Origin of the sequence: Enterococcus haemoperoxidus ATCC BAA-382 (genome assembly GCF_000407165.1) — a bacterium.
Taxonomy (GTDB): Bacteria; Bacillota; Bacilli; order Lactobacillales; family Enterococcaceae; genus Enterococcus_L; species Enterococcus_L haemoperoxidus.
The window spans coordinates 1,601,776-1,615,390 of record NZ_KE136479.1 but is presented as its reverse complement, the minus strand read 5'-3'; the positions used below and the strand labels follow the sequence as shown (position 1 = coordinate 1,615,390).

Sequence of the window (13,615 nt, the reverse complement as noted above, 5' to 3'; positions counted from 1 at the left end):
ATAGGGACAGTAGTCAATGGAATTACGACTGCTGTCCCTGTTTTTTTAGTTTTACATTTCAATCAATTATTATTTTAAGTTGATCATTCTTTTTCCCAGTTCTTTTCCAGCCATTCCTTGATTTGCTTTTAATTTAACTGGTGTTTCTGTATCCTCTAAATCATAAGAGATGACTGCTTTGGCTGTACCACCAGGTTTTATGTCATCTAATTGATGTTCTGTGTATTCAGTAAATTTTTCATCTTGTGGCGTCATACCAACAGTTAGCTTATTGATTGTGTTTTCACCTTCTTGAGTCAGTCCCATACAAGCTATCCAGACAGTAGAGGCAGAAATAAGCTCATCGCTGTCATTAGTAACCTCATAGGTAATCGCTAATTGAGGTTTTTCTCTATATAGGCTTTCATCGGCTTGTAATACCTCAGTAGAAAGTATTTTCAAGGTTGCCATATCTATTTTTAAGGTATCATCTTTAAAATAGACTTCGTCAGTTTTCTTTTGGGAAGTTGCTGTATGTTCAGATTTTTTCTCGTTAGTAGAGTTGTTATTTCCTGTGCAAGCAGCTAAGGTTACACTGCATAATGTTAAGACTCCTAAACTTAGTAAATTTTTCATCAATATATCCTCACTTTATAAAATAATGGTTATAGAAGGCCCAAGTAAGATAAAAGCTAAATCATTTATTTAAGGGCTATTTTACTCTATACTACCTTGTATTTTGCTAAATAACAAGGTGACTTTTGTTAGTAAACCAATTATTTGAAAAATAAAAAAATACCAGTAGAAAACATCCGATTTATAGATAAAATATTCGTTTATTGATATAAAGAAGATAGCAGTATTGCTAGTGTTATGAAAGGACATAATAAAATCCCCATTCAACAACGATGCTCATCATTGTTGAATGGGGATTTTATTAAACGCTAGTTTATTTAAAAACTGCGACCGCCGCCGCCAAATGTTCCTCCACCAGTGGAGTTAGTGCTACTTCCACCACCAGAACCACCACCGCTGGAATTGTTTCTAGGGATACGACGAGTAGTAACGAATGAATTGATCAGTACATCATTTCTGCTAGTTAAATTAAGACTAGATTTTTCTCTAAAAGGGTACTTGTATGTCCCAAATTTTAATTGATATTTTGAAATACTAACAGCAAAGAAAATGCCACTTAATAACATTGCTGCCAAAAAAGCAATAATAATTTCTGTTTTAGTCAAGCTTTTATATCGAGTGATTTTCCCGGTTTCAGTATCAACACGGTAATGCCCTCCTGGAACGCCTTGATCAAAGTAATGACTGGTATTGTTTAGGAAACTTTGAGCTGCTTGAAAATAATTACCAGCGATCATACTAGGCTCAATTTCATCTAAGGTTTTATTGATTCGTTTATCATCCAAGTAATCGATCATATTCCCAGAAGTTGAAATTATAAACTTTCTCTGATTCATATCAAAATAAAAAGTAATCCCATTCGTATCCTTGCCAATACGATCAAGCATATAATAATCCGCAAAGCGTTTTGAATCAATATCATTATCAGTATTTGTTACAATGAAAACACGAGCTTTTGTCTTGGCTTCGATAGGGACGATCGCTTCTTTTAACTGAGTAATCTCTTGAGATGTAAAAAGTGAAGCTTGATCATCAATCGAATCTTCTGCTGCTTGAACATCCATTGAAAAGCCGAAAAGTATAAAAATAGCGGTAAATAAGCTAAAAGCAAGCTTTCTCATATAAACCACCCTCCAATCAGGAAAATAGCTAAAATTGTAGCAAAAATTCCAAAAGTAAACAATCCTAATCTTTTGTAACTTACAGGTAAAATACCGCTGACTTTTCCAGTTTGACCGTTCATAGCGTAGTAATAGACTTTTTTAGACTGCTCATTGCTGCGATAGGTCACGACCCAAATCGGCAAAAGCATATAGTGATTTTCTTCATTTTCTAAGGAAATATCTGTTTGTAATTTTGTTAGGGTAGTATAGCCGGAAGCTGTATCTCTTAGAATAGATTCGGAGTAATTTTTCAGCTCACTTTGGATAGATTGTTGGATTGCATCATATTCAATGTCGCGTTTTTCCGCTTGGAATCCAGCCAAATATTGACTTTTAAACGATACGGCTTTATCTAATATAAACGGTTGAACGGCTTCAACCATTTTTTGTTGGACATTTTTAGAGAGCGCATTTTTGATCAATTCCTTAAATGAAATCTTCCCTTTACGCTGGACATCGAACTGTTTTGTTTCAGTATACTCAATGTCACCGATACGCCAGATGCGAATTGTTGTCCCCATACCTTGCATTTGACCATCAATTTCAGCATCTACAACCCAGTAGGGGAAATAGACACCAGTCATTTTATCGATCTGTTCTTTATTGAAGAAGTCTTTAGGAATAAACCATTTTTTCTTTGTCCAAGCCAAAAACTTCTCAACGGCTTCTTCTTTTTCAATTGCAAATGGCAAGACTTTTTCGGGTAGGAAATTTCCAGTCAGTCGTCCAGCTAAAACAACCGGATTGTGACAATAATAACAATAAGTAGCAGCAGTTGTGGCTTCGGTGACGATTTGCGCACCGCAACTTGGACAATTGAATAATTCCATTGCGCCTTCCAATGTATCCTCTTCCATTCCGTCAGTTCCAGTTGCTTCTTTAAAAGCTTCTTTTTCCTCAACCGTCATTTCGTCTACTTGTGAATCGGCTGAAAATGTAAGTTCTGGTTCAGAGGCTTGTTTAGGGCTTTCTAAATGTGCTTCGTGCTGCGTTTTTTCATAAGCGGTGACTTCATCCTCCGTATAAACACTTAAGCAGTATTCACAATGAAATTTTTGATCTTTAGGGTCGAATAACAAAGGTCCGCCACAATTTGGGCATTTGTGTGTAAATGTATCCGTCATGATTATTCCTTTCTTTGAAAATTCATTAAAATTATCGTAACTTGATTCTAATACAAATTTTTAGTGTTTAAATTAGATAGAAAAAGGGCAGGACACGGTCGCCTAGCCCTAATCATTTTTTATAAAGGAATACCTTGGAACGGTTTGCCACAATGTGGACAGAATTTTGGAATACCATTAGATAAATCAACAACTTCGCTACATTCACTGCATTTCATTTCTAATTTAGGTTTTTCATTCGTTGGTTTAGGTGTTCCACAATTTGAGCAAAATTTACCATTATTTTCAGTTCCGCATTGTGGGCAGGTCCAAGTATCGGAAGAACCTTGAGCGTTTTGCTGATTTTGTTTTTCCTGCATTTGTTGTTGATTGGTTTGAGAGGCTTGAGCAAAATAGTTCCCGCTTGTATTCATTCCCATGCCAACACCCATAAAGCCATTCATGGCACCACCCTCGTTACTTCCGGCTGCTTCCATTCCACGAGCCATCGAGCCTTGCACATACCCTTCACGAACACTAGCGTCACTAAGCATGGCACCTTGGTTACGCATATTGATCAATTTAGTAGAATCATCTGTATAAGAAATGCTGGCTACAGCAACAGAAACAATTTCCATACCGCGTAACTCGCGCCATTCATCATCTAACGCTTGCCCCATATATTTACTTAATTCTAAACTTTTAGATGGTACATACGAAATACGTTCGCCGTCAGCAGACATTTTATTGATCGCAGATTGTAGTGCTGTTAAAAATTCTGCCAAGTATTGTTCGTTAATATCATTGATATCAACTTGGCTTTTATTTCTAGGAATCGCATTTGAAAAAAATAACAACGGGTCAGTAATTTTGATTGAGTAATTCCCATGTGCACGTAAAAATAGTTCTGCATTGTAAAAATTGTCAAAATAATTGATTGGTGACGATGTCCCAAACTTGATCCCTTTGATTTCTTGTAAATTGATATAAAATACTTGTTGTTTTTGAGGTGTTACACCACCAAATTTAAAGCGATCGAATGTTTCAGAGATTGCATCTTTTAATGACCCGTTGAATGCTGAAGGCGCTGAATCATTTTTAACAGTGTAGTATCCTTCTTCTGCAGTATAGTCAATAATCTTACCGCCATCGACTAATATCATCATCATGTTTGGATAGACATGGATAACAGAACCGTCTGTTAAAACATCTTCGGTTCCTTTGCGATTTGAACCACGTTTATCATTTTTACGAACAAAAACACCTTTTGTCATAACCGTCGTATCGCCCATATTATCAGGCTCGATAACTTCGATCCACTGATCAGCTAAGCCTCCACCGATAGTACTTGTTGCTGCTTTTATAATTCCCATCTGAAATCCCTCCTAAAATTGAAAGCCTAGCTGAGTCGTCTTGAAGAGACCTTATGCATGGCTAAATAAAAAAGTAGTATGTGAAAATAGTATACCACAGGTAAGTGTAAGAAAAATACTGCTAGAGACTGATTGTAAAACCAAATTGAAGGATAAAAATGGAAGATCGTAGTCAAAAATTTTATATTTTGGATAAAACTTTTATTTTTCTACCTTAGATTTTGACTGATAGGGTATAATAAATAAAACAGATTGAATTAAAGAGTTGGGGGATTGAAAAATGGAAAGAAGAAGTAAAAAAAAATCAAATAAAACAGTGTTCTTAGCCCTTGGTGGTGTTGTTGCAGTGGCAGCAATAGGAGGCGGTTATTTTGCCTATAGTTCTTGGCAGAAAACGCAAGAGTTAAACAAAGCAGAAAAATCTGCTAAAACTTTTTTAAATTATTTTTCAAAGCAAGAATTTGAGCAATTTCCTGAGTTATTGAATGAAGCATCAGTTAAGAAAAGCGGTTATGACAACACAAAACTCGTTGAAAAATACCAAGCAGTCTTTTCTGGAATTCAAGCGGAAGGAATTAAAAGTAAAGATGTCCACGTAATTCAAGACAAAGAGGGGCAGTATACGTTTACTTACAAGTTAGAAATGACAACACCATTAGGTAATTTAAAAGATTTATCCTATAAGACGACGATCAAAAAAACAGGAGAGAATTATAAAATCAACTGGGCTCCTAATTTGATTTTTCCCGAAATGTCAGGTCAGGATAAGATTTCTATTGGCATAGATGCGGCCAATAGAGGTGAAATCGTCGATCGTAAAGGCGAAGGACTTGCGGTCAATCAAGCATTTGATCAGGTTGGAATAGTACCAGGTAAACTTGGTGAAGGGCAAGAAAAAACAGATAATATTAAAGCGTTCAGTGAACAATTTAAAGTTTCTGTTGACGAAGTTGAACAAAAACTTAAACAAGATTGGGTCAAGCCGGATGCGTTTGTTCCGATGACGATTTCTTTTGAACCAGTGACAACGTTGCCGAAAGGTGCTGCCTCACAAGATACGATTGTTCGCTACTATCCTTTGAAGGAAGCGGCAGCTCAATTAGTAGGTTATGTCGGAACAATCACAGCAGAAGATATCGAAAAAGACTCTACACTAAGCAGTAACGGTGTGATTGGAAAAGTTGGATTGGAGCAGGCATACGATAAAGAACTTCGAGGTCAAGATGGTGGGAATATCTCGATTACTGATGAAAACGGGGCTGTCAAAAGTGTTTTGCAAAAAGTAGATAAAAAAGACGGCGAAAAAATTCAGTTGACGATTGATAATAATGTACAATCGCAATCCTATGCTATATTTAATAACCGACCAGGAAGTGCGGTCATTATGGATCCACAACAGGGAGATTTGTTAGCAGCAGCTAGTTCGCCATCATTTGATCCAAATAAGATGGCAAATGGAATTTCTCAAGCCGATTATGACGGATACGCGAACAATGAGAATTTACCATTTACGGCACGATTTGCAACAGGCTATGCGCCAGGTTCGACCTTTAAAACAATTACTGGTGGAATTGGTTTAGATGCCGGCACTTTAAAACCTGATGAAGAAATTGCTATCAACGGTTTAAAATGGCAAAAGGATGCTTCATGGGGAGATTATTTTGTCACTCGTGTAAAAGAAGCAAGCCCAGTAAACTTAAGAACGGCCTTAGTCAATTCTGATAATATCTATTTTGCAGAGCAAACCTTGCGTATGGGAGAAGATACGTTTAGAAAAGGGTTAGACAAATTTATTTTTGGTGAAAAATTAGATTTGTCCATTCCGATGAACCCAGCACAAATTTCCAATGAAGACAAATTCAAGTCTGAAATTTTACTAGCAGATACAGGTTACGGGCAAGGACAGTTGCTGGTGACACCTATCCAACAAGCGACAATGTACACAGTGTTCCAAAATGAAGGGAAATTGATTTATCCAAAAATTGAACTGAATAAAGAAACAAAAACTAAAGAAAATGTTATTAGTTCAAATGCCACAAACACAATCGTGACTGATTTACTTGGCAGTGTAGAAGATGAGACTGGGTATGTTCACAATATGTATAACCCAGAATTCTCGTTAGCAGCAAAAACTGGTACTGCTGAAATCAAGGATAAACAAGATACTGTTGGAAAAGAGAACAGTTTCCTTTTAGCGATGGATCGGACGAATAATAAATTCCAAGCGATGATTATGGTGGAAGATTCTAGAAAAAATGATACAGCGACCAATATCAGTAAACCATTGATCGATTATTTAGAGGCGAATATCAAGTAATGATCAAAGTTGGGGCAAGCGCAACAAGCGTTTTTGCCCCTTTTATTTTGATGCCTCGTTTTTTTACGAACGAACAAAAATATGCTACAATTAACCAACTACATGATGAAAGAAAGGGATTTTTTGTGCGCATTTTAGCAATCGATACTTCAAATCAGACACTGACAGTTGCTGTTTGTGAAGAAAAGAAGATAATAGGACAATATACAATCACTGTAAAAAGAAACCATAGCTTGACCTTGATGCCGGCAATTACACAATTAGTGAAAGATGTTGGCTTGACCCCAAATGATTTTGACCGCATTGTAGTGGCTCAAGGTCCAGGTTCATATACAGGTTTAAGAATAGGTGTAACAACAGCAAAAACACTTGCTTATACATTAAAGAAAGAATTAGTAGGTGTGTCCAGTTTAAAAGCCTTGGCCGCAAATTGTGTTGAGGTAAAAGGGCTAATCATTCCAGTTTTTGATGCGAGAAGAAATAATGTTTATACTGGTGCTTATGAATATGTCGAAGGTGTTTTAACAGCGGTGATTGCGGATCGACATATTGCGATGGAAGAGTGGTTGGAGCAGTTAAAAGAATTTGATCATTTATACTTTGTTGGAGAAGATGTTGAAAAATTTCGTTTACAGATTGAATCAATTATACCAAATGCTGAAATTTGTGACATCTCCCAATGGCAAATCCCAAACGGTGCAACCTTAGCAGAACTTGGCAGATTAGCTCAACCAGAAGTGGATATCCATCACTTTTTACCTAACTATTTAAAACGAGTAGAAGCAGAAGAAAATTGGTTAAAAGATCATACATCTGAGGTAGAAAATTATGTTGAAAAAATTTAATCTTTTTCATAGTATTCTGGGGATTTTTTTTAAGAATCGTCCATATGATGAAAAGACTGTAGAAATTTCAGATCAGGAATATTTTGTTCGTGGGATTACACTGGATGATATCAAAGATTTGCTTTCAATCGAAAGAGAAGTGTATGCTGGAGAATTGCCTTGGACAAAGACAGCTTTTTTAGTTGAGCTTCAATCATCAGAACCTCATCTATACTTACTTATCCAAAAAGAAGGAAAAACAATTGGTTTTATAGGTTGCCGTATTTTTGGTAAAGATGCTCATATTACAAATGTTGCTGTTTCATCGCAAAATCAAGGAAAAGGGATTGGCAGTTTCTTGATTAGAGAAGTTCGACAGTTTGCCAAAAACAACGATTGTGAAACGATTTCTTTAGAGGTACGTATCAGTAATAAAAACGCCCAGCGTGTATATCGACAACTTGGATTTGTCTCAAATACCATCAAGCCTGATTATTATACAGAAGATAAAGAAGATGCACTAGAAATGATTTTATATTTAAAAGAAGAGTGAAGCGATGTATTATTCAAAAGAAAATTTACCAACTGAACAATCTGCTGAAAAACTTTGGTTGATCAGTGAACATTCATATAACCATGGATCGCCTTGGTCTGAAAAACAATTTAGGGATGATTTAGCGCAAAAAGCGAGTGACTATCTTGTCTTGATCCAAAAAGGCGATTGGATTGGTTTTGTCAGTTATCATTTAGTTTTAGATGAAGCTGAAATTACCCATGTTGTGATTCATAAAGAATTTCAGCAAAAAGGATATGGCAGTCAATTGATCGATCGATTGATCCAGCGTTTTTTTGAGCAAGGAGTTTGTCAGGCCTTTTTAGAAGTTCGTGAGTCTAATGTAAAGGCACAAAGATTATATGAAAAAAAAGGATTCAACACAATCAACCGTCGAAAAAATTATTACAGTCGTCCTAAAGAGGACGGGATCGTTATGTGTTTGAACGTTAAGGAAGTGAAACAATGACTTTTTTTAATAAAGAAAGAAAATTAATACTGGCTATCGAAAGTAGTTGTGACGAAACAAGTGTTGCAGTTATTGAAGATGGTGCTAAAATTTTATCGAATATCGTAGCTTCCCAAGTGAAAAGTCATCAACGTTTTGGCGGAGTTGTACCAGAAGTTGCCAGCCGTCACCATGTAGAAGAAATCACGTTATGTATTGAAGATGCATTAGTTGAAGCAAACGTAAAACCAAGTGATTTAAGTGGTGTTGGCGTTACTTATGGGCCTGGTTTAGTTGGTGCTTTATTGATCGGCATCTCTGCTGCTAAGGCATTTTCTTGGGCACATGACTTGCCATTGATTCCAGTCAATCATATGGCTGGGCACATTTATGCTGCTCATTTTGTGGAGCCACTGCAGTTTCCGCTGATGGCATTATTAGTGAGTGGAGGTCATACGGAATTAGTTTACATGAAAGAAACAGGTTCATTTGAAATTATTGGAGAAACGAGAGATGATGCAGCCGGCGAAGCGTATGATAAGGTAGGCCGGGTTCTTGGTTTAACCTATCCAAGCGGAAAAGAAATTGACGAGCTAGCTCACCTTGGACAAGATACGTATCATTTTCCTCGTGCTATGATCAAAGAGGACAATTACGATTTTAGTTTTAGCGGGTTGAAAAGCTCATTTATCAATACCGTCCATAATGCTGAACAGCGTGGTGAAGAATTGAGAGTGAAGGATTTGGCTGCAAGTTTTCAAGCAAGTGTTATGGATGTACTAGTGGATAAAACGATTCGAGCCTGTAAAGAATACCCAATCAAACAATTGGTGATGGCGGGTGGAGTTGCAGCGAATAAAGGCTTGCGTGAGCGTTTGAGCAGTGAAGTGGCTAAAGAGCTTCCAGAAGTAACATTCATTGTTCCACCACTTAAACTCTGTGGAGATAATGCAGCAATGATTGGTGCAGCGGCATTTGTCGAAGCTGAAAAAGGTCATTTTGCTGATTATGGCTTAAATGCGGATCCTAGTTTATCCTTTATGACGATTTAAACGTAAAAATCAACAGACAAGACTAGGCATAGAGAAAAAAATTTGCTATAATGAACCCAGTTTAATAATGATTCATTGATAAAGAGAGTACTTCATTTCCTATTATTCAAGCGATTTCGGGAAGGTGTAAGCCGAAAATGATTAAATGAAGGAAGCGCACTTTGGAGAATCTGCTTAGGCAGACGGTTATCTACCGTTAATAGATTAAGTGGGTTCGTCTTTATAAAAGTACGAACAATTAGAGTGGTACCGCGGGAAAATCTCGTCTCTGGTGTTTTTTAACACTAGGGACTTTTTGTTTTGTTGTTCATCATCGATGTTCCCGAATAATAAAACAACGCATTAGCAAAAATGGTATCATTTCCCAAAACTAAGAATAATTAAGCTAGAAAATGATGAAGAATCATCACCTAGCAAGTTTCTGTTAAACAATAAAATCAACCCTTAGGAGGATATCTATGAACAACAAAGAAATCGTAGCAAAAGCCATTTATGATGTAGTAAAAGAAGACCTATCTTTAGAAAACGTTACACAATTATTGGAAAATCCAAAATCTGTCGATCACGGTGATGTAGCTTTTCCAGCTTTCTCATTAGCTAAAGTTTACCGCAAAGCACCACAACAAATCGCCGCAGATTTAGCCGAAAAAATCACTGGAACAGACTTTGAAAAAATCGAAGTAGTTGGACCTTACTTAAACTTTTTTATGAATAAAAAAATGGTCAGTCAAGCAGTGATCGGGCAAATCGCCAAAGAAAAAGGGCACTACGGAGATAGCTCGATCGGAAATAAAGGGAATGTACCAATCGATATGTCTTCTCCAAATATTGCAAAACCTATTTCAATGGGGCATTTACGTTCAACGGTAATTGGGAATTCTATAGCTTTTATTCTTGAAAAAATTGGTTATACGCCGATTCGCATCAACCATTTGGGTGATTGGGGCACACAGTTTGGCAAATTGATCGTAGGTTACAAAAAATGGGGTTCAGAAGAAGCGGTTAAAACGGCACCAATCACCGAATTGTTGCGCTTGTATGTACAGTTTCACGAAGAGGCTGAAACACAACCTGAATTAGAAGAAGAAGCTCGTGCATGGTTTAAAAAATTAGAAGAAGGCGATGAAGAAGCCACTGAATTATGGCAATGGTTCCGTACAGAATCATTAAAAGAATTCGATAAAATTTATTCTATGTTGGAAGTTTCTTTTGATTCATACAATGGAGAAGCTTTCTACAACGATAAAATGGATGAAATCGTAACAATGCTGGAAGAAAAACATCTATTGCAAGAAAATCAAGGGGCTGAAATCGTTGATTTATCTGCGTATGATTTAAATCCTGCATTAATCAAAAAATCAGATGGTGCAACTCTTTATATCACGCGTGACCTGGCTGCTGCTGTTTACCGTAAACGTAACTATGATTTTGCGAAATCAGTTTATGTTGTCGGAAATGAACAAAGCAATCACTTCAAACAATTGAAAGCTGTTTTAAATGAGCTGGGGTTTGACTGGTCTAAAGACATGCATCACATACCGTTTGGTTTGATCACACAAGGTGGTAAAAAACTATCGACACGTAAAGGAAAAATCGTCTTACTTGAAGAAGTGTTAAATGAAGCGGTCGAGTTAGCAAACAAACAAATCATGGAGAAAAATCCAGATTTACCAGATCGTGAAGAAGTTGCTAGACAAGTAGGGATCGGCTCTGTTATTTTCCACGATCTAAAAAATGATCGTTTAAATAACTTTGACTTTGTTTTAGAAGAAGTTGTGCGTTTTGAAGGCGAAACAGGTCCATATGTACAATACACTCATGCTCGTGCAATGAGTATTTTAAGAAAAGCTGACTTCACTATCGATGAGACAAAAGAGTATGCATTAGATGATAAAGAAAGCTGGGAAGTGGTTAAGTTATTACAAAAATTCCCAGAGATTGTGATGCAAGCTGCCGAAAAATATGAACCTTCTGTTATTGCAAAACATGCGATTCAGGTTGCCCAAGCATTTAATAAATACTATGCGCATGTCAAAATTTTGGCTGAAGATGAGCAAAAAGAATCACGTTTGGCATTAGTTTATGCGATGGCAACAATTATTAAAGAAGATATACGTTTACTTGGTTTGCACGCACCAAATGAAATGTAACAAGTAAATGAACTGAGACAAAGCTGTGCTTATTAAGTTTTGTCTCAGTATTTTTATATAAAAAACACCCGCTTTCACGGGCATTTTTTATTTATTCCATTGTTGCTGCATTTGATCTAGAAGGTCAATTACATCTTTTGTTAAAAAAAGTGAACGGTTTGGTAAGTTTCCTTCGATCATTTTAACCATATTAGTGATTTCGTAATTTAACGCTTGACTAGTGTTTCCAGATACAACTGTTTCAATGGTACCATCATTAAAAAATATTTTTGCTTCATCAGCTCTGGGGTATTCATTGATCACAATGTAAGCATTTTCGAAAGCAACAACACCTTGCTTAGGCATTTTTGCTTGGAAACTTAAGGAGACTGTTGCCATTTCTTGTGCATCATTTTGTAGAATAGTCGCCGATTGTTCGTCTACTCCAGTTGAGAATGGCTGCATGACAGACGCAATGACTTTAGGTTGAGCAGTAAAGAACCAGCGGGCAAAGGAAACTGCATACGTCCCAATATCTAAAAGGGCACCGCCAGCTAAGTCTGGATTAAAGAAACGATTTGTTGGATCTGGATCCTTATAGCTACCAAAAGGTGCTTGAATCATTTTTAATTTACCGAAACGGTTAGAATCAATTTGACTTCGTAATTCGTGATACAATGGCATGTTAAATATAGTCATCGCTTCAGCTAAAATCAAGCCCTTTTCCTCGGCTAATTTCATTGCTTCACCTAGTTCTTCGCTATTCATGGTAATCGCTTTTTCACAAAGAACATGTTTCCCTGCTTTTAAAGCTTTTAAAATATGTTCGAGATGTTGGCGATTCGGAACAGCGATGTAGATGATATCGATTGTTTCATTGGCTAAAAGTTCTTCAAATGACCCATAAGCTTCGGGAATACCGTGTTCTTCAGCAAAAGTTTTTGCTTTCGCTAACGTTCTAGAGGCAACTGCCGTTATCCTACTATTTTCTTGTTGAAAACTCTCGGCAAAACTAGTTGCAATATCTCCAAGGCCAATAATACCCCAGTTGTACTGTTTCATAAAAAAATCCTCCTTAATAGTATATAGATAACAATCTTATTATACATGAGAAGTCCAAAATGATGGATTATTTTGGACAGAAGTACTAAATTGTCTTATTATTTATGGGAAGAGGCTGAATTTTTCTTAAAAATACAGAAATAAGTGATTCAAAGAGATGCATTTTCGGGATAATTTAAGTAAAATAAGAAGAGGAGGCGAAAGTCATGAACCAAATGTATATAGATATTCTTATTGATGCAATTATAGAGCAATTTGAAACAGAAGAGCACTTTTATACAGACTATCTCCAAATTACAAAAGAAAATTGGGATAATTGGAAAAAAGGTAGAATCAATTTAACCAATGAAGAAATGCAAAAAGTGAAAAATTTGTTTTCTGATTATGAATGGATGTTGACGCAAAAGATACTGCGTCAAACAATTCTATTTCCGGAAAAACGAAATATTGCCGTTTCAGAATATAAACGTTTAAAAACATTAATAGCTAAAAAATGGCTACAGTCTGGAGCAGGGATTGCTGAATTGATACCGTCAAAAGCGAGCCGTGAAGAAAAGGAGCAAGCTTTTATTGATTTAAAAGTAACGGTTTCTTATGGAGAGTGGGGCTTTGACGATATTGTAACGTTCCGATTACCAGCTAGATTACAGGGACAACTAGAAGGATCAAAAGTAGAACTACTTGATTGGGTAAATGAAAATTTGATGGGTACTTACGTTGGTGAATAAGTAAGTAAGGGAGTTTTTTTTTGAAACAAATTTTAGGAATTTTATCCGTCATCATAGTCTTAGGTGCTGTGATATTTGTTTTTTTCGGTCATTCTGCACCAAAGGAAAAACCAAAAAATACTAATGAAGATACGAACCAAACGAGCATAACTGTGACAACAACCACATCTGAAGTACAAATGAAAACATCGACAACTACGACTACAACAGCTGTTGATTGATTGTATGAAAAAAAACTGATATAATCA

13 protein-coding genes and 1 other annotated feature are annotated in these 13,615 nt (G+C 36.4%); of the genes, 8 read left to right on the top strand and 5 right to left on the bottom strand.

All coding sequences use genetic code 11. The features are described 5' to 3' along the window. Positions 1-69 precede the first annotated feature (69 nt). The 4 genes from I583_RS07495 to I583_RS07480 all read right to left on the bottom strand — a co-directional run bounded on the left by I583_RS07495 (position 70) and on the right by I583_RS07480 (position 4,254). Positions 70-615: a DUF5067 domain-containing protein gene (locus tag I583_RS07495; protein ID WP_010761104.1), complete on the bottom strand. Its 546-nt coding sequence runs from the start codon at positions 613-615 to the stop codon at positions 70-72. A gap of 317 nt (positions 616-932) precedes the next feature. Further along, entirely contained in the window at positions 933-1,736 is an 804-nt protein-coding gene (locus tag I583_RS07490) for a TPM domain-containing protein (protein WP_010761105.1), read from the bottom strand. After that, a complete protein-coding gene (locus I583_RS07485; RefSeq protein WP_010761106.1) occupies positions 1,733-2,902 on the bottom strand; it encodes a hypothetical protein in 1,170 nt (389 codons plus the stop codon). Before I583_RS07485 ends, I583_RS07490 begins: the two co-directional genes overlap by 4 nt. Before the next feature lie 119 nt (positions 2,903-3,021). Continuing rightward, entirely contained in the window at positions 3,022-4,254 is a 1,233-nt protein-coding gene (locus tag I583_RS07480; RefSeq protein WP_010761107.1) for an SPFH domain-containing protein, read from the bottom strand. A 280-nt stretch (positions 4,255-4,534) separates the two neighbouring features. Here I583_RS07480 and pbp4 point away from each other — a divergent pair, with 280 nt between their 5' ends. From pbp4 to argS, 6 genes are all read left to right on the top strand, one after another. Next, positions 4,535-6,571, top strand: coding sequence for a penicillin-binding protein PBP4(5) (gene pbp4, locus I583_RS07475; RefSeq protein ID WP_010761108.1), 2,037 nt, complete (start codon positions 4,535-4,537; stop codon positions 6,569-6,571). Between the two features lie 125 nt (positions 6,572-6,696). Then, on the top strand, positions 6,697-7,416 hold the full coding sequence (gene tsaB, locus I583_RS07470) for a tRNA (adenosine(37)-N6)-threonylcarbamoyltransferase complex dimerization subunit type 1 TsaB (RefSeq protein WP_034683223.1): 720 nt from the start codon (positions 6,697-6,699) through the stop codon (positions 7,414-7,416). Further along, on the top strand, positions 7,400-7,948 hold the full coding sequence (rimI, locus tag I583_RS07465; protein ID WP_010761110.1) for a ribosomal protein S18-alanine N-acetyltransferase: 549 nt from the start codon (positions 7,400-7,402) through the stop codon (positions 7,946-7,948). The genes tsaB and rimI (I583_RS07465) overlap by 17 nt, the downstream gene beginning before the upstream one ends. Positions 7,949-7,952: 4 nt before the next feature. Further along, the gene (gene rimI / locus I583_RS07460) at positions 7,953-8,417 is read left to right on the top strand and encodes a ribosomal protein S18-alanine N-acetyltransferase (RefSeq protein WP_010761111.1); all 465 of its coding nucleotides are present in this window, start codon (positions 7,953-7,955) and stop codon (positions 8,415-8,417) included. Further along, on the top strand, positions 8,414-9,448 hold the full coding sequence (gene tsaD, locus I583_RS07455; RefSeq protein ID WP_010761112.1) for a tRNA (adenosine(37)-N6)-threonylcarbamoyltransferase complex transferase subunit TsaD: 1,035 nt from the start codon (positions 8,414-8,416) through the stop codon (positions 9,446-9,448). Before rimI (I583_RS07460) ends, tsaD begins: the two co-directional genes overlap by 4 nt. A 66-nt stretch (positions 9,449-9,514) precedes the next feature. Further along, positions 9,515-9,721 (top strand) — a binding site (T-box leader). 185 nt (positions 9,722-9,906) lie between these two features. Next, positions 9,907-11,598, top strand: coding sequence for an arginine--tRNA ligase (gene argS / locus I583_RS07450; protein ID WP_010761113.1), 1,692 nt, complete (start codon positions 9,907-9,909; stop codon positions 11,596-11,598). 87 nt (positions 11,599-11,685) lie between these two features. On the opposite strand, the gene I583_RS07445 is transcribed toward argS, so the two are convergent. Beyond that, entirely contained in the window at positions 11,686-12,639 is a 954-nt protein-coding gene (locus tag I583_RS07445) for a Gfo/Idh/MocA family protein (RefSeq protein ID WP_010761114.1), read from the bottom strand. Positions 12,640-12,845: 206 nt separating this feature from the next. Here I583_RS07445 and I583_RS07440 point away from each other — a divergent pair, with 206 nt between their 5' ends. Next, positions 12,846-13,367, top strand: coding sequence for a hypothetical protein (locus I583_RS07440; protein WP_010761115.1), 522 nt, complete (start codon positions 12,846-12,848; stop codon positions 13,365-13,367). 20 nt (positions 13,368-13,387) lie between these two features. Continuing rightward, entirely contained in the window at positions 13,388-13,588 is a 201-nt protein-coding gene (locus tag I583_RS07435) for a hypothetical protein (RefSeq protein WP_010761116.1), read from the top strand. Positions 13,589-13,615: the final 27 nt, after the last annotated feature.

What these genes read in the sequence shown, in the direction of transcription:
- I583_RS07495 (WP_010761104.1), bottom strand. Translation starts at nt 615, where the DNA reads ATGAAAAATTTACTAAGTTTAGGAGTCTTAACATTATGCAGTGTAACC.
- I583_RS07490 (WP_010761105.1), bottom strand. Translation starts at nt 1,736, where the DNA reads ATGAGAAAGCTTGCTTTTAGCTTATTTACCGCTATTTTTATACTTTTC.
- I583_RS07485 (WP_010761106.1), bottom strand. Translation starts at nt 2,902, where the DNA reads ATGACGGATACATTTACACACAAATGCCCAAATTGTGGCGGACCTTTG.
- I583_RS07480 (WP_010761107.1), bottom strand. Translation starts at nt 4,254, where the DNA reads ATGGGAATTATAAAAGCAGCAACAAGTACTATCGGTGGAGGCTTAGCT.
- pbp4 (WP_010761108.1), top strand. Translation starts at nt 4,535, where the DNA reads ATGGAAAGAAGAAGTAAAAAAAAATCAAATAAAACAGTGTTCTTAGCC.
- rimI (WP_010761110.1), top strand. Translation starts at nt 7,400, where the DNA reads ATGTTGAAAAAATTTAATCTTTTTCATAGTATTCTGGGGATTTTTTTT.
- rimI (WP_010761111.1), top strand. Translation starts at nt 7,953, where the DNA reads ATGTATTATTCAAAAGAAAATTTACCAACTGAACAATCTGCTGAAAAA.
- tsaD (WP_010761112.1), top strand. Translation starts at nt 8,414, where the DNA reads ATGACTTTTTTTAATAAAGAAAGAAAATTAATACTGGCTATCGAAAGT.
- argS (WP_010761113.1), top strand. Translation starts at nt 9,907, where the DNA reads ATGAACAACAAAGAAATCGTAGCAAAAGCCATTTATGATGTAGTAAAA.
- I583_RS07445 (WP_010761114.1), bottom strand. Translation starts at nt 12,639, where the DNA reads ATGAAACAGTACAACTGGGGTATTATTGGCCTTGGAGATATTGCAACT.
- I583_RS07440 (WP_010761115.1), top strand. Translation starts at nt 12,846, where the DNA reads ATGAACCAAATGTATATAGATATTCTTATTGATGCAATTATAGAGCAA.